Source organism: Pseudoalteromonas citrea, from assembly GCF_000238375.3.
GTDB lineage: Bacteria > Pseudomonadota > Gammaproteobacteria > Enterobacterales > Alteromonadaceae > Pseudoalteromonas > Pseudoalteromonas citrea.
Map to the genome: position 1 here is coordinate 544526 of NZ_AHBZ03000027.1, position 23087 is coordinate 567612.

Annotated in this window: 16 protein-coding genes; 12 read left to right on the forward strand and 4 right to left on the reverse strand. The window is 40.3% G+C overall.

All coding sequences use genetic code 11. The features are described 5' to 3' along the window. Nucleotides 1-287 precede the first annotated feature (287 nt). The 3 genes from PCIT_RS20465 to PCIT_RS20475 all read right to left on the reverse strand — a co-directional run bounded on the left by PCIT_RS20465 (nt 288) and on the right by PCIT_RS20475 (nt 3428). Nucleotides 288-1091 carry a DUF1338 domain-containing protein gene (locus PCIT_RS20465; protein WP_010361867.1) on the reverse strand — a complete coding sequence of 268 codons (804 nt, stop codon included), beginning with the start codon at nt 1089-1091 and terminating at the stop codon, nt 288-290. Between the two features lie 71 nt (nt 1092-1162). After that, nucleotides 1163-2182 (reverse strand): arginine N-succinyltransferase, encoded by a 1020-nt coding sequence (gene astA, locus PCIT_RS20470; RefSeq protein ID WP_010361868.1) that lies wholly within the window; start codon nt 2180-2182, stop codon nt 1163-1165. A gap of 40 nt (nt 2183-2222) precedes the next feature. After that, nucleotides 2223-3428, reverse strand: coding sequence for an aspartate aminotransferase family protein (locus PCIT_RS20475; RefSeq protein ID WP_010361869.1), 1206 nt, complete (start codon nt 3426-3428; stop codon nt 2223-2225). 230 nt (nt 3429-3658) lie between these two features. Between PCIT_RS20475 and PCIT_RS20480 the strand changes: the two genes are divergently transcribed. Continuing rightward, nucleotides 3659-4087: an Lrp/AsnC family transcriptional regulator gene (locus PCIT_RS20480; protein WP_010361871.1), complete on the forward strand. Its 429-nt coding sequence runs from the start codon at nt 3659-3661 to the stop codon at nt 4085-4087. Nucleotides 4088-4094: 7 nt separating this feature from the next. Here PCIT_RS20480 and PCIT_RS20485 read toward each other — a convergent pair whose 3' ends face one another. After that, nucleotides 4095-6014, reverse strand: a complete 1920-nt coding sequence (locus PCIT_RS20485; RefSeq protein ID WP_010361873.1) for a putative bifunctional diguanylate cyclase/phosphodiesterase — start codon at nt 6012-6014, stop codon at nt 4095-4097. Nucleotides 6015-6479: 465 nt separating this feature from the next. Here PCIT_RS20485 and PCIT_RS20490 point away from each other — a divergent pair, with 465 nt between their 5' ends. From PCIT_RS20490 to rluF, 11 genes are all read left to right on the forward strand, one after another. Further along, a complete protein-coding gene (locus PCIT_RS20490; RefSeq protein ID WP_010361874.1) occupies nt 6480-6785 on the forward strand; it encodes an isoamylase early set domain-containing protein in 306 nt (101 codons plus the stop codon). Nucleotides 6786-6791: 6 nt separating this feature from the next. Next, nucleotides 6792-8786, forward strand: coding sequence for a 4-alpha-glucanotransferase (gene malQ, locus PCIT_RS20495; RefSeq protein WP_010361876.1), 1995 nt, complete (start codon nt 6792-6794; stop codon nt 8784-8786). Beyond that, complete coding sequence (gene glgB, locus PCIT_RS20500) at nt 8779-11007, forward strand: 1,4-alpha-glucan branching protein GlgB (protein WP_010361877.1); 2229 nt, start codon at nt 8779-8781, stop codon at nt 11005-11007. The genes malQ and glgB overlap by 8 nt, the downstream gene beginning before the upstream one ends. Nucleotides 11008-11012: 5 nt before the next feature. Further along, nucleotides 11013-13064 carry a glycogen debranching protein GlgX gene (gene glgX, locus PCIT_RS20505; protein WP_010361878.1) on the forward strand — a complete coding sequence of 684 codons (2052 nt, stop codon included), beginning with the start codon at nt 11013-11015 and terminating at the stop codon, nt 13062-13064. Continuing rightward, nucleotides 13057-15540, forward strand: a complete 2484-nt coding sequence (locus PCIT_RS20510; RefSeq protein ID WP_010361879.1) for a glycogen/starch/alpha-glucan phosphorylase — start codon at nt 13057-13059, stop codon at nt 15538-15540. The genes glgX and PCIT_RS20510 overlap by 8 nt, the downstream gene beginning before the upstream one ends. Nucleotides 15541-15572: 32 nt before the next feature. Beyond that, a complete protein-coding gene (gene glgC, locus PCIT_RS20515) occupies nt 15573-16871 on the forward strand; it encodes a glucose-1-phosphate adenylyltransferase (protein ID WP_010361880.1) in 1299 nt (432 codons plus the stop codon). 11 nt (nt 16872-16882) lie between these two features. Continuing rightward, nucleotides 16883-18421 (forward strand): glycogen synthase, encoded by a 1539-nt coding sequence (locus tag PCIT_RS20520; RefSeq protein WP_010361881.1) that lies wholly within the window; start codon nt 16883-16885, stop codon nt 18419-18421. A 201-nt stretch (nt 18422-18622) separates the two neighbouring features. Then, a complete protein-coding gene (locus PCIT_RS20525) occupies nt 18623-19840 on the forward strand; it encodes an EAL and HDOD domain-containing protein (RefSeq protein ID WP_010361882.1) in 1218 nt (405 codons plus the stop codon). Beyond that, entirely contained in the window at nt 19840-20943 is a 1104-nt protein-coding gene (locus PCIT_RS20530; RefSeq protein ID WP_010361883.1) for a DUF418 domain-containing protein, read from the forward strand. The genes PCIT_RS20525 and PCIT_RS20530 overlap by 1 nt, the downstream gene beginning before the upstream one ends. Beyond that, on the forward strand, nt 20936-22021 hold the full coding sequence (locus PCIT_RS20535; protein WP_010361884.1) for an ABC transporter substrate-binding protein: 1086 nt from the start codon (nt 20936-20938) through the stop codon (nt 22019-22021). Before PCIT_RS20530 ends, PCIT_RS20535 begins: the two co-directional genes overlap by 8 nt. Nucleotides 22022-22077: 56 nt before the next feature. Further along, entirely contained in the window at nt 22078-23049 is a 972-nt protein-coding gene (gene rluF / locus PCIT_RS20540) for a 23S rRNA pseudouridine(2604) synthase RluF (RefSeq protein ID WP_010361885.1), read from the forward strand. The last annotated feature ends 38 nt before the right edge of the window (nt 23050-23087 follow it).

The following is a 23087-nucleotide window of genomic DNA, read 5'->3' on the forward strand; positions in this document are numbered from 1 at the left end:
AAATACGCTACTTAAATAATATGACAATTATGCTACGAACAGTCTTTGATTGTGCGTAGTTTTGTAATGGTGCCCTTGATGACCTTATATCAACTACCGAGTGCAATGATACCATTGGCAACGGTGACAGTATTACTCTTAGAATGGGGCTGATAAGCGAAAAAATATTTGGTTTTTGCTCAGTGTGGTTCTGATTTAAGAAACATGGTGTGTGTTTGAAATATAAAAGGCAATGGTATGACATTACCTTTTATATGTATCGCTTGCTGAGGTTGAATCAATCGGACTTAACGTGCGTTAGTACTTTCAAATATCTTATCAGCAGAAGCGGCAACAAAACCAGTATATAGCTGTCCATCTGGCATTGCATAGCGCAGCGCAAATTCATAAAAACAGCTAGGGATTTTAAATTCACCATCGCTGAAAGTTACTGGGTGGTGATCCGCAAGTGTAGAAGATTGCTCTAGTAATACTTCCGGTGAGCCTTTAACCTCTCCACCCGCTGTATTTAGCTGAAAGCCCGCATCTTTTAAATTTTGATTAACGGCATTTATATCAGAAAAATTACTGAGGTAATTGATACTAACTGTGAAGTGGTTTGCTCTGTAGCCCCATGCAGCCATCCACGCTGCATATTCGCTTTCAGCCAACAGGGCTTGATAAGTTTCATGACTTACTTGCCAGTGAGTACCTGAATACAAAAAGTTATCTGCCGTTATGGCTGTTTCATCAATTTCAGCAACCATTGCGTTAACTAATGTTTGTAGCTGTTGCGAGCACTTTTCTACCAATAATTCTGAAATAAATACTTTTGGTTTAGTTGGATCAGAATGCTCATAGTGTTTGGCATAGAGCTTTTTCGCTTCGAAATGGTACTCTCCACATTCCTTATAGCCAACCGCTAAAAAATGCGCCGCTAACTTCTCTAAGCCGATTTTTTCATGATTAAAGGTACGTAATGCGATGTGATCATTAATCACATCGTCTTGCTGAGTTGAGCCTAAAAGTTCATGGACTTTTACTGCTGACGGAGTCACTTCTAAATAGTTATTCCAAAGTTGTTGAAATAATTGGTCGACATTGTTGTGCATAATGGGGTCCTATAATTTACGGTGTAATACCGTGTTAAACTTGATGCTATCTTAAGCACGACGCAGCAAGGTTATAATTTAAATATTCGAACGGAATCTCCGTTACTCACGTTAAGTACAGATGCTACATCTTGCTCAATATCAATCACGTTTTCACTTTCATGATAGGTAACTTTATCAGTAAAGGTTGCTCTAAAGTTTTTAAGCTGTTGGTTAGAAATCGCAAAGCTCTGTTTCGATGCAACGTGACAAATATTGACAGTAACAACACATGATTCTTGTACCGTTTGGATATTATTTAATTTAGCTTCTACAGTGGGACCTGCATCAAACAGATCAACATAGCCTCTATGCTCAAAGCCCTCTTTCTCTAATAAGCGCAGTGCTGGTTTGGTTTTATCATGTACTTTACCAATGACGGCCTGCGCCTTTGCACTTAGCAAATTTGCATAAATAGGATACTTTGGCATGAGCTCACTGATAAAGACTTTGTCACCCAGCCCGACTAAGTGATCGGCTTGAGGAAATTCAATGCTAAAAAAGTGTTCTTGTAACCACTGCCAAAATGGAGAGTGGCCATGTTCGTCGCTTACACCGCGCATTTCAGCGATAACAGTATCACTAAAACGGGCACTATGATCAGCCATAAACGTGAAGCGAGAGCGGCTCAAAAAACGCCCGGCTAAGCCCTTTCTGTAATCCTCTCGGAGAAACAATGTGCAAATTTCACTTGCACCAGTGTAATCGTTACACATCGAAAGTATATCGACTGTGTTATAGACCTTTAATGTCGGTGAGTGATGAACTGTTTTACCTAAATGATAATGATAAAGAGGAACTGCCATTCCTACTGCGGATTCTACCGCAGTAGTGCCCATTATTTCACCAGTGTCACTGTCTTCTAAAACAAATAAGTAACCTTCATCCTGAGGGGCACTGAGCTGTTTTGCAAAGCTATTTTCTGAGCGAACTATTTTTTCTTGTAAGAGTTCATCATTAACAGGTAATGAAGTAAAACCGTGGCCTGATTCTACGGCGATCTGACGTAACGCATCAAAGTCAGAATTCTGTATTGGTCTGAGTATATGCATAGTGCAACCTAAGGGGCGCTGAACGGCACCCCTAGTCGTGTTAACCGTTAACTACATTGGCAACAGCAAGTTCAAATCTTGCTAATCCCGCTTTGATATCTTCATCAGGGATAACTAATGAAGGGGTAAAGCGCACAACGTTTGTGCCTGCAACTAATGCCATTAACCCATTCTTAGTGCTCGCTACAAGGAAGTCGCGGGCACGTCCTGCGTAATCGTCATTCAATACGGCGCCAAGAAGTAGGCCTTTACCACGTACTTCACTAAATACGTTGAATTTTTCATTGATTGCATTGAGGCCATCACGGAACAATTGCTCTTTACGCTTGACGTTTTCAAGTACCTCTGGTGTATTAACAGTATCAAAAGCGGCTTCAGCAACAGCACATGCTAACGGGTTTCCGCCGTACGTTGAGCCATGAGTACCTATTTTAAGGTGTTGTGCAATTTCAGTGGTCGTGATCATAGCACCAATAGGGAAGCCACCACCTAATGCTTTTGCTGTTGTTAAGATATCAGGTGTCACGCCAAGCCCTTGATATGCATACAAGTCACCCGTGCGGCCAACTCCCGTTTGTACTTCATCAAAGATAAGCAAAGCGTTGTGTTTATCACACAATGCTCTTACGGCTTTCATAAAGCCTTGTTCTGGAGATATGATCCCGCCTTCACCTTGTAATGGTTCCATCATAACGGCACAGGTATTGTCTGAAATAAGTGCTTCAAAAGCAGCTAAGTCATTATAGTCACAATGCGCAATATCGGCTGGTTTAGGACCAAACCCGTCTGAATATGCAGCTTGACCACCTACTGTTACGGTAAAAAAGGTGCGACCGTGAAATCCTTTATTGAAAGCGATGATTTGTGTTTTGCTTTGTGCGTGTTTGTCTAATGCAAAACGGCGCGCCAGCTTTAACGCTGCTTCATTTGCTTCTGCACCAGAATTAGCAAAGTATACTTTATCCGCAAATGTGGCATCCGTCATTTTCTTTGCTAAACGTAAAGCCGGTTCATTAGTCATTACATTTGATAGATGCCAAATTTTCTCGCCTTGATCTTTTAATGCATTTACCAAAGCTGGATGGCAATGACCTAAACAATTTACAGCGATCCCCCCTGCGAAATCGATGTACTCGTCGCCTTTTTGATCCCATACACGAGAACCTTTGCCTTTTACTGGAATAACTTCTGATGGATTGTAATTTGGGACCATTACGTGATCGAATAATTCACGGTTAGCTTGCATGACGACTTCCTCTATATTTTCAATTTTGTTTGCTGGCTCGCCTAATAAATACTGTAAAAACAATGTGTTTAATAAGTATACTAAAATGTGTTTATTAAGACGGTAAGTCAGGCAAACATCTAGATGTATTCTTTATTTGTTCATTATCACTCTGGTTTAAGTAAATTTGCAGTGCAATTTTTCATAAAATGATTAAAATAAAAGTTAAATTGATGATGGTTTTAATCAAAATGATGAATAAACACGATGAAAAGCTCATTGCTTTGCTACGAACAAATGCAAGATCTAGTATTTCAGACTTAGCTAGGAATTTGGATGTCTCTCGATCAACAGTTCAAAGCCGACTTTTAAAATTAGAGCAGTCAGGTGTGATCACCGGTTATAGTGTTGAATTTGGCGCAACCTATATCGAGGGGTTAGTGTCTGCACACGTCTCTATTAAGATCCGGCAAAAATTAACGACACAAACAACAATTGCGTTGAAACACATTGATCAGATCAGTGCGCTTTATGCTATTAGCGGCGAATATGACATGATTGCGTTGGTTGAAGCGCAAAGTTTAGAGCAGCTCAATCATATCCTTGATGATATTGGTAACTTAGACGGGGTAGAACGAACAAATTCAGCGGTTATTTTGGAAACCAAATTTAAACGTTAGTATTGGCTCATTGCTTTCCTTCAGGCAGCCAGATACTCGTTCCCGTTGACGCTATGTGATTAACGTTGCCTTTGAGTACCTTTGTTCCAACATTGTGTGAAGTTTCTGGGCGACTGACAAGGTAACCTTGAACGCAACGAATGCCCATGCTTTTTACCAGCTCAAACTGTTCGGCTTGTTCGACGCCTTCAGCGACAATTTTCAGTCCTAATTGAGCGCCCAGTTCACTAATAGAATTGAGGATCTTATGATACTTTGCATTTTGACTTGCTTGAGTAATAAAGAGTTTATCGATTTTTATAACGTCTATCGGTAAATCAGCAAGCGTACTGAGTGAGCTAAATCCAGTGCCAAAGTCATCAATGGCGATGGTTATTCCTGCACGGCGGCATGCTTCTAATTCTTCGATTATTTTATCGCTCGCTGTTATCAGGGTTGATTCGGTTATTTCTAACATAAGCGAGGTAGCAGGTAAGCCGGTTTTTTCTAAAGTTTGCGTAACCCATTGTGCAACCGGTCTATGTTTTAACTGGATACCTGATACATTGACAGAGATTTTAACTTTCTTCATCCCAGCATTATGCCACGCCGACATTTGTCTACATGACTCGAGTAAAATCCAGTCGCCGAGTTCGAGGATTAAGTTTGACTCTTCAGCGATGGGAATAAACTCTGTGGGTGGGATCAACCCTTCAATTGGATGATGCCAACGGATAAGCGCTTCAAAATAGTCTATGGCACAATCTTCTACGTGGACGATTGGTTGAAAAGACAGGTGGAAATTTTGTGATGCGATCGCCAATCTAAGTTCTTCTAATAAGTAATGATAGCGCCTGATTTTACTCCCCATCTCTGGGGAATATACTTTAAAAATACCGCGGCCATCAGTTTTGGCTCGATACATTGCAACGTCAGCCATTTGTAACAGCGCATGCGGATGAGATGCGCTTTCAGGGTAAATAGCGATACCTATACTAGCCCCAATTTTTACTATCTTATTACCTAGAATGAAATCGCGTTCAATTTCGTTAAGCACAGTTTGTGCGACTTGCGTGCAAAAGCTTGAATCTTCTATTTTAGGAATGAATATAGAGAATTCATCACCGCCGAGGCGAGATAAGTTTTGTTCCAAACCGTGAATAGGGTGTATGTCTTGTACGTTATATTGTTTAACGACGCTAATTAGCCTGTTAGCAACTTGGATAAGAATTTCATCGCCAAAGCTATGGCCAAATGAATCATTTACTTGTTTGAAACCGTCCAAATCAATGAAGAGTAAACCACAATGTTGATTCTTGTTTTCGGCCTGTGTCAGTTGAATATCTAGATGCTCTAAGTAAGCATGTCGATCGATTAACTGGGTTAATTTGTCTTGATAAATATGACTATCGGTTTGCTGCTTAATTTTGTTTAAGTTGTCTGAGATAGCATGTATGGCATGACTTATTTGCGCTAGAGGACCACCATGGTGAAGCGTTTGTGTTTTTATGTCGAGCAAATTGACGAGCCGATTAATATCTTTGTGAACCGCATGTAAGGCTTGATTGTTTTTGTGCTTTTTTCGCTCATTCCTAAATACAAACAGGATAGCCAGCAGTAACGTGGTTAAAGTAATTAATGCTGTAGAAGACAAGAATGTGGTTGTGATTAGATCAGAGTTTTTAGCTAGAACTAAATTATCTCCGTGCTTATGCAAGAGGACGTAGGTGCTTTGATGATGCCGAAAAAACTGTTGTCCAAGAATAAATTTTTGATACCAAGGTGTTGCAATTTTTTCACTTTCGCTGATGTTTATTTCAATAAGTGAAATATTGTTAAACCCATGGTGGGCGTCAACGCAAGTTTTTGAGAAAAGTATGTTGATAACATAGCCAAATAGAAACGTGCTTATGAATAAAAAGCTTAATATTTTTAATGTTTTGCTCATAGCTGGCTAAATCCGGAACCTTAAATTTATACACACTTTGAATGCACACTTCATTATACATATCTAAGCCATAAGAATTATAACCTTTTACACCCTTTTTTTCTTTATTTCAATTATGTTTCTCGTCTAAGTGTATTATTGTGGAAGGAATAAACAATACTATGATGGTAGTCAATCTTTAGATTAATTCACTTTACATGAGAAGTATTCTCACCTAATTTTTAATAACTCTCACAATTTGGTCTGTGTTTTGCTACCTAGGTATGCATGACTTAAAGTTAGACTTAACTGGCATTGTTTAGCACTTAATTGGTGCAAATGCCGAAATTTTGCACTGTCATAAAGCATAAATATTGTTTTGTTGTAATGTGTAATAACGCCCACCGTTTCCGATTGTTGAGCAGTTAAAGGCACGGCGCTGTGGCAAGGATGTAATTACCCAAACTTATTTATTTGGAGCCTGCTATGTTAACAAAACGTTTTTTTAAAACAAAAGACGAAGCCGAAGTCACGTTTGAATTTTCTCACCCAGAAGCAAAAAAAGTAGAATTAGTTGCTGAGTTCACAGATTGGGAACCTGTAACAATGAAATTCAACAAAAAAGAGCGGGCTTTTAAGAGTAAACATCGTTTGCCAACCGATAAACAATTTCATTTTAGGTATCTCATAAACGGTGAACTATGGGATAACGATCATAAAGCTGATGCATATGCAACCAATAGCTTTGGTACCGAAAACAGTGTGGTAAATACGCAAAAAATAGCGATGTAACTGTCAATGGAAGGATTACAACAGTTACTTTATTTACATGGCATTGGTTACGATTATATAAAATACACTGGCGAACATGTTGTGTTTGATCATGAAACACGCAATCGTGCATTACACGCGTGCGGTGTAGATACAAGCGATGACAAGTATATTGAAGAAAAAATATATCAGCTAGATATTGCACAATGGCAGTCGGTTATCTCTTCAGTAAGCTTAGTTGATGAGCAAAATGCTACGCTTGCAATCAAGTTACCAGAGCAGCACCGAGCGATTACTGGTGTATTGTCAATTCCAAGTTTAGATATTAATCACCACTTTGATACGGCGCATTGCATGGTTAGTGGAGAATATAACTATGGCGGCATCAATTATTTGGAGCTTCAGGTACCACTACCCTCTATGCCCGTTGGCTATCATGATGCTGAAATAACTTTGCCGTTAGGTCAATTTAAAACGCAGGTGTGGTCTACACCAAAACAATGTTATAAAGCGCAAGCACATAAACAGGTAGGGGTATCGACACAGCTCTATACACTTAAAAGTGTACGCAACTTAGGGGTTGGTGATTTTTTAGATCTTGAAGAGTTAATTGTCTACTCAGCAAAGGCTGGATGTGACTTTGTTTTACTAAACCCGTTACATTTATTGTTTTGTGATGAACCAGACAGAGCAAGCCCATATAGCCCAAATCATCGCGGACTAATTAATCCATTATATATTGCAATAGAAAGCAGCGCTTGGTTGCATGGTAACACGGAATTTGAAACAGCCTTGGAACAGGCTTTGTCCGTTTTAACTGAGCAGAAGCAGTTACAATATATTGATTATTCAGTTGTCAGTGAATCAAAATATGCATTATTGGCATTATCGTTTTGTATATTTAAAGCTGAAGCTGCCGAGATAGACAAGCAAGCATTCAAGAATTACCAATTGCAAAATAAAGTACTACTCGAGGCGCTGAGCGGTGACGATTTTGCAGTGTTTTGTCAATGGTTAGCAACTCAACAGTTGGAGCGGTGTCAACGCGTTGCAAAAGACAATAAAATGGCTATTGGTTTGATTAATGATTTAGCCGTTGGATGTGCCAAAGATGGCATAGAGTATACTCAAAATAGCGATCTTTATGCGACCGGTGCACAAGTTGGTGCACCGCCAGACCCTTGGGCTCAAAATGGTCAAGATTGGGGCTTACCAGCTTTAGACCCAATTCAGATTAAACAGAATAAATTTCAGTTTTTTAAATCACTAGTGAAAAATAACCTCTGTAATGTTGGTGGTTTACGAATTGATCATGTTATGGCTTTAAGACGGCTTTGGTGGTGCTTGCAGCTTGAAAGTGGTGTAAGTGGTTGCTATGTATATTACCCATTTGAGTATTTATTAGCGGTGCTTAAAATAGAGTCAAACTTGTCACAAAGTATCGTGATTGGCGAAGATTTAGGGGTTGTGCCACCTGAAGTGGTGAGTGCGATGAAAGAATCATCGTTGCTTGGTAATATTCTATTTTACTTTGAAAAAGATGCTCATGGCAACTTTGTAAAAAATGAACACCTACGAAAAGACACGATATTAATGATTGCTAATCATGATGTTCCGCCTTTCAAAGGTTGGTGGAACGCGGATGATTTGCAACTTAAACTGCAATACAATTTATTGTCGGTTAATGAATTTGATGAACAAAGCGCGAACCGATATACACAAAAACAACAACTGATTTATTGGTTGCATCAACATCAACACCAGACGTCTGGCCTTGATATAAATTGTGATTCACAAGTGGTTTATCAAGCAATGTTATGTGTTTTAGCCTTGTCCCCTGTGCATTTACTTTGCATTCAACTCGATGATCTTGATCAACAAGTATTACCTGTAAATATTCCAGGAACAGACACTGAGTATCCAAATTGGCGGAGGCGTTTAAATCATACTGTGCCAGAAGTATTTTCTAAACATACTGATTTCATCAAAAATTTAACTCAACTTAGGACAAGTCATGAATAGCATTTTAACACCTACAAATAAGATAAATGACTATTCAGAGCAGCTTAACGCGCTCCAAATAGGGACGTTTTCCGACCCGTTTTCATTTTTAGGGTTACATAAAATTGATGAAAGTACCTATGAAGTGCGTGTTTATTTGCCCGGTGCTGTGTCTGTATCATTGGCGAATAAAGCGAAAGACGCGATATTCAAAAAGTACTTAAACAGTGATTTATTTTTATTACGAGTGACTGATAAAGCGTTATCGGATGTACGAAAACTTGAAGTGATTTACCCTGAGCATACAGACATTAAATATGACATTTATCAATTTGGTTGTTGTATTAGCGAAGATACTTTGTATTTGTTCAATGAAGGAACATTAGAGCGGGCTTATCAACATTTAGGTTCGCACTTTGTTGAGCATGAAGGCGTGCAAGGCGTACGTTTTGCGGTATGGGCACCTAATGCAAAAAGTGTTTCAGTAGTTGGCGAGTTTAATTGTTGGCAGCGAAGTGAGCACTTTATGAGAAAGCATCCCGCAAGTGGTGTGTGGGAGCTTTTTATACCAGCCTTAAAAGCACAACAAACGTATAAATACTCGGTGGTAGATAGTTATGGCAATGTAACAGATAAAGCTGACCCATTTGCATTTAAGATGCAGCAAGCCCCTGGTACGGCTTCTGTACTCCAACCCCTTGTTATCCGTAAAAAGCCAACTTTAAAACAGCAACAGAGCAGAGCAAAACGCAATAAAATAGATGCACCTATTAGTATTTATGAGGTGCAATTAGGGTCTTGGAAACGCCGCACTGACGAAGGTAACCGCTTTTTAACTTATCGCGAGTTAGCAGATGACTTAGTGATGTATGTTAAGGACCTTGGTTTTACGCATTTACAGCTTATGCCCATCAGCGAGTATCCGTTTGACGGCTCATGGGGTTACCAACCAGTAGGGCTTTTTTCACCAACGAGTCGTTTTGGTAGTTATGAAGATTTTGTATATTTTGTTGAACGGTGCGAAGACGCCAACCTTGGGTTACTAATTGATTGGGTACCGGGGCATTTTCCTTCAGACCCACATGGTCTTCATAAATTTGATGGGACGCATTTATTTGAACATGCTGACATGAGGCAAGGTTTTCACCCCGATTGGAATACCTATATTTACAATTATGATCGCCCTGAAGTAAAGAGTTTTCTGCTGGCGAATGCCATGTATTGGCTTAGTGAATTTCAGTTGGATGGGTTACGAGTCGACGCGGTCGCATCGATGTTGTATTTAGATTACAGTCGCAATGATGGAGAGTGGGTTGCGAATCAATATGGTGGACGAGAAAACTTAGGTGCAATTGCGTGTCTACAGGACGTTAATAAACGCAGTTATGGACAAGACGATAACATCATGATGGTAGCGGAAGAGTCGACGGCATGGCCTGGCGTTACACAGAGTGTGGAACATCAAGGCCTAGGTTTCGGTTTTAAATGGAATATGGGCTGGATGAATGACAGTTTAAACTATATCAGTCGTGATCCGATCCATAGGCGCTATCACCATCATGAAATGACTTTTTCTATGGCATATGCGTACTCTGAAAACTATATTTTACCCCTAAGTCATGATGAAGTCGTCCATGGTAAGGGCGCGTTGCTTAGTAAGATGCCGGGAGATGATTGGCAACAATTTGCTACGTTACGAGCGTATTATGGTTTTATGTATGCTCATCCCGGTAAGAAACTTTTATTTATGGGCAGTGAATTAGCGCCTCGTTCTGAGTGGGATCACAATGAAGGACTTGATTGGCAATTACTAGACTCGCCAGCTCACCGAGGTATCCAGCGCACAGTAAAAGAGCTAAACACGGTTTATCAACGTGAAGGTGCGTTGCATGAATGTGACAACACACCTGCTGGCTTTCAGTGGATTGATGGCGACAATTCGGAGCAGAGCATGTTTAGTTTTGCTCGCTATGGTAAATCAAAAGACGATTTGTTGGTTGTAATTAGTCATTTTACTGCACAAGTATTTCATCAATATAGAATGGGTGTTCCCCAAAGTGGCGTGTATGAGGTGATTCTTAACACAGACAATGAAGCTTTGTACGGCTCAGGGGTAACAGCTGTTGCAGGTAAGTCACAATTAATTGAATCAACAGCAGAAGCATCCCATGGATTCGAAAATAGTATTGTTTTGACTATTCCTCCATTAACAACACTGTACTTAAAACGGATCACAGGTTAATTAAAATGCTAAATTCATGCCGAGGCAGTCATACGCATCTAGGTAGCACAAAAAAAGATACCGGTGTCAATTTTGCCGTTTATGCACCCAACGCAAGTCAGGTATATTTGTGCCTTTTTGATACTAGCGGGCACTCTCAAACTGCAATGATCGATATGTTTTTACATGAAGGAGGCAGTTGGAGTGTATTCGTAGAGCCCTTAAAGGAGGGGGCGTTATACGGATTTCGAGTCGAAGGTGACTACGACCCTCAAGCTGGTCGGTTGTTTAATGTCAATAAACTATTGATGGACCCATATGCGAAAGATTTTTTTGGTGAGTTTACTTGGAGTGAGCGCCACTTTTGTCATATGCCAGTCGGTACGTTAAGTAAGCTAGATAACGCGATTGACATGCCTAAGTCCAAGGTTACTACTTTAGCTAAATACACAGAGAAAAGGCCTAATCACCCCTGGTCAAAAACAGTTATCTATGAATGCCATGTCAAGGGAGCTACTTATAAGCACCCTGATATCAACCCAGAATTTAGGGGTAAGTTTTTAGGTCTTGCAGACCCTGCATTCATATCTCACATCAAACGCCTTGGTATTACAACTCTTGAGTTATTGCCCATCCACGCATTTGTTAGTGAGCAATTTCTTATCACCAAAGGTCTGCGAAATTATTGGGGATACAATACACTCAACTTTTTTACGCCGCATAAATCATATTTAGTAAATAATGATGTCAGTGAGTTTCAACGAATGATGGCCACGTTGCATGAAGTTGGTATAGAAGTCATTATCGATGTGGTTTTTAACCACACAGCTGAAGCTGGAATTGACGGCCCTACTTTATCTCTTAAAGGGCTAAATAATAGCGGTTACTATCGGCACTTACCTGAAGAACCTAGCATATACATTAATGATACTGGATGTGGTAACACGCTCAATATTGATGACCCAAAAACACTGCAGTTGGTGTTAGACAGCTTACGCTATTGGGTCGAAGTGATGGGCGTTGATGGTTTTCGATTTGATTTAGCAACGATCCTCGCACGCACCAGTCATGGTTTTAACGCCCATCACGCTTTTATTAATGCGATATTACAAGATCCGATACTTAATAAAACCAAATTGATAGCAGAGCCATGGGATATTGGCCCTGGAGGCTATCAATTGGGGGCATTTTTATCACCATGGCGTGAGTGGAACGATAAATACCGAGATACGATAAGGCGTTTTTGGCGAAAAGATGAAGAGATATTACCTGAGCTTGCGAAGCGTGTTCATGGCTCCAACGATATTTTTGAGCACAATAAACGAGGGCCGCTCAACTCAATCAATTTTATTACCAGTCATGACGGGTACACGTTAGCTGACTGGGTCAGCTATGAGACTAAGCATAACTTGGCTAACGGTGAACTAAACCGTGATGGTCACGGGGAAAATTATTCATTTAATTGTGGCAAAGAAGGATTTTCGACTGATGCAGATATAGTGCGTTTGCGTCTAAAAATGCAAAAGAATGCGCTAGTAACTCTCTTTTTGTCCAAAGGGGTGCCAATGATTGCAGCAGGCACTGAGTTTAGCCACTCCCAAGGTGGTAACAACAATGCATACTGCCAAGATAATCGCACTAATTGGTTGGCATGGAAACCGTCTCAGCAAGACCACTCGCTTATTTATTTTATTGAAGAATTATTATCGATTCGTAAAGCGTTTAGTGTGTTTCAGCATGGGTTTTATGTTCACTCAGATGACAGTCGTTTTTCTGTCTGTTGGTTAGATGAAAATGGCCAACTGATGAGTGAATCAGATTGGCATAGTGAAGGCCGTAAATGGTTACTGTATTCAATTAAAGACCGCCAATTAGAGCAAGCACTATTAATTATTTTTAATGCGCATGATGAAAGTTTAGAAGCTACATTGCCTTGTGCGCCATTTTCCGAACATTGGCAATTTGCATTAAGTAGTTGTGATTGTGCCAAATATGACAGTGCAGATCCTATGTGCACAATCTCAGCCCAATCTAGTTGGGTATTTACATCGCTAAAAGAGGGAAACATACATGGCTAATAAAGGCACAAATGTATGCGTCGTAAAACATTGGCAAGATGCACCAAAGCTTGATGAAAGTACGTTAAATGATGACTTAACACGGCACTTTTATTACACGTTGGGACGTGACCGTGTGGGTGAGTCTCAGCTGTATTTATATCATGCGTTAGCTCTGACGATTAAAGACCGTATGGTCGCTCGCTGTAGGGCGACTAATTCGTATCTAACATCGAAGAAAACACGAAAAGCTGCGTATTTATCGTTAGAGTTTTTAATGGGCAGGGCACTGGGTAATGCAGTTTTGAACCTAGACTTGCAAGACTCTACAGCGGAAGCTTTGAAACAGTATTGTAGTGAGTTAGAAGTTGTCGCAGAGGCAGAGCATGATGCTGGCCTAGGAAATGGTGGATTAGGGCGTTTGGCTGCGTGTTTTTTAGATAGTTGCGCGAGTCTTGCATTACCGGTTGTTGGTTATGGGATCCGCTATGAATACGGCATGTTTAATCAAAGCATTGAGAAAGGTCATCAAATTGAGCAACCTGACAACTGGTTAAGAGAAGGTCACCCTTGGGAGTTAAGTGCGCCAGATCAAGCTTGTAGAGTCAAGTTTTTTGGTCATGTAGAAAGTTATAAAGACAAGCAAGGGAAAGATATTAGATGTTGGGTTGATTCTCAAGATGTGTTAGCGGTTCCGTACGATGTGCCTATTCCAGGCTACAAAAACGGCGTAGTAAATACGTTAAGGCTTTGGAAGTCTGAAGCAACTGATGAGTTTGATTTAAATGAATTCAATGCTGGTAGCTATTCAGAAGCTGTGGCGCGTAAAAACATGGCTGAGCAAATCACCATGGTCTTATATCCAAATGACAGCAGTGAAAATGGTAAAGAGTTAAGACTGCGTCAGCAGTATTTTCTCTCTAGTGCCAGTTTACAAGATGTTATTAATAAATGGGTGAATCAATATGGCCCAAATTTCACTGATTTTGCAGATTATCATGTATTCCAACTCAATGACACGCATCCAAGTATTGCTGTTGCTGAGTTGATGAGGTTGTTAGTTGACCAATATGAAATTGAATGGGATGAAGCGTGGGCCATCACAACCAGCACAATGGCATATACCAATCACACTTTATTGCCTGAAGCGCTAGAGCGCTGGTCAGTGCCATTATTTAGTAAATTATTACCAAGATTGTTAGAAATTATTTATGAGATCAATGCTCGGTTCTTGGCCGAAGTTGCCTTGCAGTGGCCTGGTGATGTTAGCAAACAAAGAGAACTGTCATTAATTGAAGAAGGAGATGTTCCTCAGGTAAGAATGGCATATTTGGCAATTGTGGGGAGTTATTCCGTAAATGGTGTTGCTGCGCTTCATACTCAACTTCTCAAAGCAGGTTTGTTTAAAACATTTAACCAATTATGGCCTGAAAAGTTTAATAACAAAACGAACGGTGTGACACCTCGACGTTGGTTAGCGCACTGTAACCCTAAACTAAGCGCATTGATATCTGAAAAGATTGGCGCTGAATGGGTGGCGGACTTTGCTCAGATTGAGAAAATCAGACGTTATTATGATGATACTGCGTTTCATAAAAAATGGCGAAAAGTAAAATTAGAAAACAAAGTACAGTTAACCAGCTTGGTTAAGTCCCGATGTGGTGTTGAGTTTGACCCTACGATGATGTTTGACGTTCAAGTTAAGCGGATCCACGAATACAAACGTCAATTGCTTAATATATTACATGTAATCCATTTATATGACCGCATATGTGCTGGCGATACTCAAGGTATGACACCTAGATGTGTATTGATTGGCGGAAAGGCCGCTCCAGGTTATTACATGGCAAAAAAAGTTATTAAGCTTATTAATAATGTCGCTGATGTTATCAATCAAGATAAGCGAGCAGCTCCATTACTTAGGGTTGCTTTTTTGCCTAATTATAACGTTACAGCGATGGAAACTATTTGTGCCGCTACTGATTTATCTGAGCAAATATCTACTGCAGGTAAAGAAGCATCAGGGACTGGCAATATGAAGTTCATGATGAATGGTGCTGCTACTATAGGTACGTTAGATGGCGCTAACATAGAGATAAGAGAGCAAGTGGGCGCAGATAATTTCTTTTTATTTGGTGCACAAGCAGAACAAACAGATCAAATCCGCAGCACATATGATCCAGCCACCATCATTCAAAAAGATAACCGATTACAGAGAGTAATGACGCTGCTTAAAAGCGGACATTTTAACCTGTTTGAACCGCATATATTTGATGATGTCATTAATGCGATTACAAGTCCTACTGATCCATGGTTGGTTGCCTATGATTTTGCCAGTTATGTCGACGCCCAAAGCCTTGCGTCGCAAACTTATCAAGATGAAAAAACATGGACTCGGATCAGTATATTAAACACTGCGGCCAGTGGAACTTTTTCCAGTGATCGTACGATTTCACAATATAGTAATGAAATTTGGCGACTTGAGCCAATGCAATAGCCCAGCAAAGCAAGGATATATGGAGAAGATGAATGCCTAGTTACGCAAATCGCTACATAAGTAGCTTAACAAGAGAAACATACGCCCTTATTTTGGCTGGTGGCCGAGGTTCACGTTTGCACGAATTGACCAATTGGCGTGCGAAACCTGCGGTTTACTTCGGCGGTAAACACCGAATAATAGACTTTCCGTTGTCGAATTGTATTAATTCAGGGATCCGCCGTGTTGGTATTGCAACTCAATATAAATCACACTCTTTGATCCGACATGTGAATAGAGCATGGGGTCATTTTAAAAAAGAACTTGGTGAATCGGTAGAAATATTGCCTGCGTCTCAGCGCTATGGTGACGAATGGTACTGTGGCACCGCAGATGCCGTGTTCCAAAATATGGATATAATTCGCCATGAATTACCAAAATATGTGATGATTTTATCTGGTGACCATGTTTATCGAATGGATTATGGCGCATTGCTCGCAAAGCACGTTGAAACAGGCGCAGATATGACAGTGTGTTGTATTGAAGTCGAATGTGAAGAAGCTGCCAACACCTTTGGTGTTATGACGGTTGATAAAGATAAGCGAGTGAGGCGTTTTGATGAAAAACCTGCTGAGCCTTCTTCTATTCCTGGTAAAGATGGTATTTGCTTAGCGTCGATGGGAAATTACGTTTTCAATACCGAATTTCTATTTGAGCAGTTGAAACAAGATGCTGAACGTGAAGGCTCTGGCCGTGATTTTGGTCATGATATTATTCCTGCGATTATTGAAGAGCATAATGTTTTTGCATTCCCATTTAGGGATCCGAGTCATGAAGGTCAGCCTTACTGGCGTGACGTTGGCACAATAGACTCATTTTGGGAAGCAAACATGGAACTTGTCTCTCCTGAACCACAATTGGATTTGTATGATCCAACTTGGCCTATTTGGACATATCAAGAGCAGTTACCTCCGGCTAAGTTTATTTTTGATGACGAAGAGCGCCGTGGTATGGCAGTAGATTCAACTGTGTCTGGCGGGTGTATCATCTCGGGATCAGTGGTACGTCGCTCGTTGTTATTTTCGAATGTTCACGTTCACTCTTTTTGTGAGATTGAGGGCGCAGTCTTACTACCTGGCGCTATTGTAGAAAGGCACTGTAAGATTCGTAATGCAATAGTTGATCGTGGCTGTCATCTACCCGAAGGGCTCGTGATTGGCTTTGACGCAGAAGAAGATCAAAAAAATGGTTTTAGAGTATCGAATAAAGGGATTGTATTGGTGACGCGTGAAATGCTCGTGGCGTATAATCAGCGAAAACAACAAGAAGCTGATAAGCTTAAAACAGCGTAGTAAGGCAAATTATGCGGGTATTAATGGTGGCAGCGGAAAATGACCGTCTGCCTCAGTGTAAAGTTGGGGGAGTCGCGGATGTTATTCGTGACATCCCTTATGCATTGGCTAAACATCGAGTAGAAACACTAGTTGTCGTTCCCGACTATGGCCAGAGTGGGTTGAGTCGCAAGTTTGTTGGCGATATTGCAGTGCCGTTTCGGCAACACTTGGAGACGGCTACATTATGGGAAGTCGAGCACACTGATGGTGTTATACAGTATGTGATTTCACATTCTTTATTTAGTGAGCATGGTGGAGCGATTTATTGCAATGACGACGATCAAAGACCATTTGCAACGGATGCGACTAAATTTGCGTTTTTTAGTGCCGCAGTAGGTGAAGCGATTGAACATGACTTATTTGGCCATTTAGACGTATTACATTTGCATGATTGGCACGCTGCATGTGTCGCCGTATTGAAAGAGTTCAGTCCGCGTTTTATAAAGCTTAAAGAGCTTAGAACGGTGTATACGGTTCATAACTTAGCATTGCAAGGGATCAGGCCATTTAATCATGATGACTCAAGCTTAGAAGCTTGGTTTCCTACATTAAGCTATGATGGACAGGTGCTTTGCGATCATCAATATCCTCATTGTTTTAATCCGATGCGCAGCGCAATCACACTGAGTGATAAAGTGCACGTGGTGTCTCCCAATTATGCTGAAGAAGTGCTTCGCAGCAGTGAACCCGATAGAGGCTTCTTTGGCGGGGAAGGGTTAGAGCATGATATGCAAATAGCCAAACGATATGGCAAGCTTATCGGTATCTTGAATGGATGTGAATATTCGCAAAACGATGTAGCAGCATCAGATTTACAGCAGTTTTTGAACGCAAGTGAACGAATGCTGCTTATATGGATGGCGAAGTCACGGCAATTGACATCTAGTCACTATATCGCGCATAAAAGGGTCACATCATGGTTAAATACGCCTTCTTCAGGGCCTCTTGTTACAAGTGTTGGACGCTTAACTGATCAAAAAGCGTTACTACTGCGCCAAACAACAGACGCGGGGATCATTCTCGATGATCTAGCAAAAATTACGGCTCAAAATTCGGGCCGTTTGGTTGTTCTCGGTTCTGGCGATGCACACTTAGAGCATGTGTTTACCCAAGCTATGGCACGTAACGATAATTTGTTGTTTTTAAACGGTTATGGGCAAGCACTTGGTGATATGTTATACGACATCGGCGATCTATTTCTCATGCCTAGCTCTTTTGAGCCTTGCGGTATCAGTCAGATGCTAGCAATGCGTTCAGGGCAACCTTGCTTGGTCCATCAGGTTGGTGGGCTAAGTGATACTGTTGAGCATTTAAAAAGTGGCTTTACGTTTTCAGGAGAAGATTTACCTCAGCAGAAAACGGCGCTGGTCAGTACATTTTCTCAAGCAATTCAACTGTATGGTGATAATAGCGAGCGATATAGCCAGTTACGGGACTGTGCCAGAGAGAAAAGGTTTGAATGGGATAGTGTTGCGTTGAGTTATATCAATAGCTTATATATAAATTAGCGCGTAATACCTAAGTAAATTTCTAAAAAGCAGGCGATTCGCCTGCTTTTTATATTTGTACTGCTATATTTAATCCATGGTGCAATTTTGTTGAGTAATCTCTTTGTTCTATATGATTTTTAATCATTTATGGTTAAAATGACATAAAAATTACAGACCAAAGTGCTATCTCCAAGGTAGTGTGCAGCAAGGAGCCACCATTTGAAGGTATTTGTAGCTAGGCAGGCTATTTTTAATCGAAAGAAACAAGTCGTAGCGTACGAGTTGTTGTTTCGTGACGGAACAAGTAATAGTTTTCCTAATGTAAGTGATGATGCTGCAACCGCAAAACTTATCATGGATAACCAATTGAATCTCGGTACGCGTTACCTCACCTCAGGAAAAAAAGCACTTATAAACATTGGGCCAGATTCTTTAACTAAAGAGCTAGCTCAGTTTTTACCTGCCCATGACGTGATATTAGAGCTTTTGGAAACTATAGAGCCGACAGCAGACAACTATGAATATGTCAGAGAGTTATTTCATAACAATTACCGACTCGCGCTCGACGACTTTGAGTATACCAAAGAGTGGGAGCCATTTCTTAAGCTTGTTCGACTGATAAAGTTCGATATCATGCAGAATCCATTAACGTCTATAGAAGAGCTCGTTGAGAATTTTAAGCAGCGGAAAAATATGAAACTTTTGGCGGAAAAGGTCGAGACGGAAGAAGAGTTTCTACAAGCAAAAAGTATGGGGTTCCACTTTTTTCAAGGTTACTTTTTTGCTAAACCTCGAGTGATTGAGCAAAATGACATTGAGATTAACTATGCGGTCGCTATGCTCATCTATGCGGAAGTTTTAAAACCCCACATGAATATGTCAAGAGTGGCAGAGTTATTCGCACAAGATACTGCGCTTGCCTATAAACTGTTACGACTATTGAACTCAGGCGTATTTCCAATCAAGAACAAAATAGAATCACTTAAACAGGCTTTAGTTTACTTAGGCAATGAGCGAACAAAAAAGTTTGTTGGATTAATTATGACGGCACACATCGCAGAGGGAAAACCTACTGAGTTAACTAGGCTCAGCATAGTGAGGTCACGGTTTTGTGAGCTAATAGCGAAGAAGTTAAGCCCGAACATCGCTGGAATGAGTTTTTTAACGGGGTTATTTTCTTTACTAGATGCGATATTAGACAAACCTATGAGTCAGGTAGTTACACGGCTACCTTTCCCAGAGCCTTTAAAAGATGCATTGGTTGGCGAACCCAATTCACTGTATTATATATTAAATGTTGTAAAAGCATATGAATCTGGTAGTTGGTGGCAGTTACAAGAGGCATGCACACTAATCAATATGGAAGACAGTTGCTTACCTGATTTTCATGCTTCAGCAATAAATTGGGCTGATATGTACAAAGATAGAGTGGGGTAATGCTAAGAAATACAAATCTAGATACCATTAGAGGTATCGCGGTACTCGGGCTGCTATTTTTAAATATATACTACTTTGCTATTTTTGAGACTGGGTATGTAAACTTAGCCACAATTCCATTATCCGATACAGTAATCGACTGGGTGAATGTATTACTACTTGATGGTCGGTTTCGAAGCCTATTTTGTTTACTTTTTGGTGCAGCTTTATGTATACAAATAGATAAATATAAAGAGGTGGAGAAATTAAAAACGCGATTGTTTTGGATTGTGATCTTTGGCTTACTTCATGGCTATTTACTTTGGCCTGGAGATATCCTCGTAACCTATGGACTCGCAGGGTACTTTGCGGTTAAGTACCTTGATGCGACTGAGCGTAAATTGATCACTCATGGTGCAGCCTTTGGGTTTGGTGGTATAGGCATGATGCTGCTACTGGGCTCTATTGATGTAGCTGATCCTATTATAAGGGGAAGTGAGGCATATGACGCCGTTGTTGATGATTTACCTAAAGATGTGTTGGGGCACTTCATTCACAATGGGGTTTTTTATTCGATTATGCTTTTGGTCACTCCATTAATTACTCTGTGGTATAGCCTTGGGCTTATGCTTGCTGGAATATATTTATTTAGAACTCAGGTCTTTGACGTTGGCATATCGAAAAAGCTGATGCCACTCGTTGTATTTAGTGTCTTATTATTGTCGATAGTTACCATGTATCTGAAAGCAATTAATATACATGCATTGTCTGTATTACTTGATAGCGTTGTTTGGATGAATGCATTTGTTAGTGCCTTACTGATAGTAAATTGGGTTGTTAAATTGAGACTATCGGGGCTAAATCTCTCATGGCTTCAGGCGGTAGGAAGACTTGCTTTAACTTGCTATATTCTACAATCATTGTTGGCTGTTTCATTTTTTTACTGGTTAGTTCCGAATGGACATGCTCAATACACTCGTATCGAGTACGTTGCTGTAGCACTGTTATTAACTTTGATACAGCTTACTTTAGCGCCTGTGTATTTGCGTTTTTTCAATCAAGGGCCATTGGAATATATACTACGAAAATTATGCGCTATGCACCAAGAGAGGCAATATGTTTAAGATAACGTTTAAGGTTTTAGTGGCTGTATTGCTAATAGGCACCATGGTCGAAGTAAAAGCCAAAAGTGACTTCTCAGTGTTGTTTGTTAACCCATCAGTATCCGGAGAGCCTTTTTGGCAAAAAGTGCAAACAATTACGGAGCAAACCGCAGCGCAGCTAAATATTAAAATGGATACCATTTACGGAGAAGGTAATAGACATATTCAACTCGCTGAGTTGAAAAAATATTTAAGCTATCGGGCAACTCCTGATTACGTTATTTTAATGAACTATCCGGGTGGAGCAGAAGCAACGCTAGACCTGTTAGACAAATACGGAATAAATTTTTTAACATTGGAACAAACCATTACTGGCCCAGAGAGAAAATCAATAGGCATGCCTAAAGAACGTTATAAAACTTGGCTTGGGGAAGTTTATCATGATAATTATGATGCCGGTTGGCGATTAGCTGAAGCGTTGTTGAGCGATACTGGTTTAGCGAACACAGATATTAATGCATTGATAATTAATGGTCACTATGGCTCCGAGTCTGATGTTAGAAGCCAAGGGGCGCAAGCCTTCTTAATGACGCAAAAAATCACTGTCCAGCAACGAGTCCACGCGAGTTGGTCTAAAGAGCAGGCGTATGAAAAAACAAAAAAGCTGCTATCGCGTTACCCAAATACAAATTTAATATGGACGGCATCTGATTTGATGGCAATGGGGGCGCTAACCGGTGTAAAAGCTGCCAAGTTAGAGCATGCTGTTGCAATTGGGGGATTTGATTGGTTGGGTGATGCGATCGACTTAGTTGATAATGGCGGGATGAGCGCTACGATTGGTGGCCATTTTATGATGGGGGGCTGGGCACTTGTTACACTTAGCGATCATTTTCATAAACACCCATTTTGGCATGACAATTCGTCGTTAACATTTAAACTCGGAGTGATCAGCCGACAAAATTTAGATGATTACCGTTGGATTGTATATTCTCCAGATTGGTCCCTTATAGACTATAAAGCGATGAGTTTAATTGGCACAGATGACATTGAATATGGATTTAGCTTATCACAATTGCAGCGAAGTGCAGAAAAGTAGGAAATTTACTATCGGTTAGTTTAAAATACTTTTTTTTCTGTTGTGAAGAGTAAAAAGTGACACAATTAACCCGCCTAAATAAATATATAAGCGAAACGGGATTTTGCTCTCGTCGCGAAGCTGACAAACTCATTGAATCGGGCAGAGTTAGGGTTAATAATGCTCAACCTGAAATGGGGCAGAAGGTAAGTGATTTAGATACAATCACAGTAGATAGAAAGCCTCTTAAAGAAAAGCCAAAATGTGTCTATATCGCCTATAACAAACCGGTTGGCGTCACATGTACCACCGAACGAAAAATTAGAAGTAATATCGTAAGTGCTATCAACTATCCTGAAAGAATTTTTCCAATTGGCCGACTAGATAGGCCTTCAGAAGGGCTAATATTTTTAACCAACGAAGGCGATATCGTTAATAAAATACTGCGAGCTGGCAATAATCATGAAAAAGAGTATGTGGTAACGGTTGATAGACCAATTAACAGCCGGTTTATTGAACGCATGGCCAGTGGTATCCCTATTCTTGATACAGTTACGAAAAAATGTCATGTTAAAAAAACGGATGATAAAGAATTTGTTATTGTTTTAACACAGGGACTAAATCGCCAGATCCGTAGAATGTGCGAGTATTTAGGCTATGAAGTTGTTACCTTAAAACGGGTTCGTATCATGAATGTTAAACTAGATGGGCTCAGAGCAGGTCAATGGCGTCATCTAAGTGAAAAAGAAATGCATGAAATTAACGGCTCAATTGCATCTTCGGCTAAAACAGAAGAGGGATCTGTAGATCCAAACAAAAAGCCTGAAAGAAGCTTAAAAAGTAGTACATCTAACGATAGTGCTGACAAAGTTAAGAAGCAGGAAAAATCACAGTCACCTCGAGCACGCAAACCTCATTCCCATAGTGATAGGTCAAAAGAGCCCTTTAAAGCGGAAAAATCAACGAGGAAAAATCCTCGAGATAATAAGTCCTCAATAAATAATAAATCTACTCGTCGAAAAGGTGGGACATTATCGTTGAAAAAATAAAACGCCATAATGTTTAAAGAATTTGAACTAGACATAAA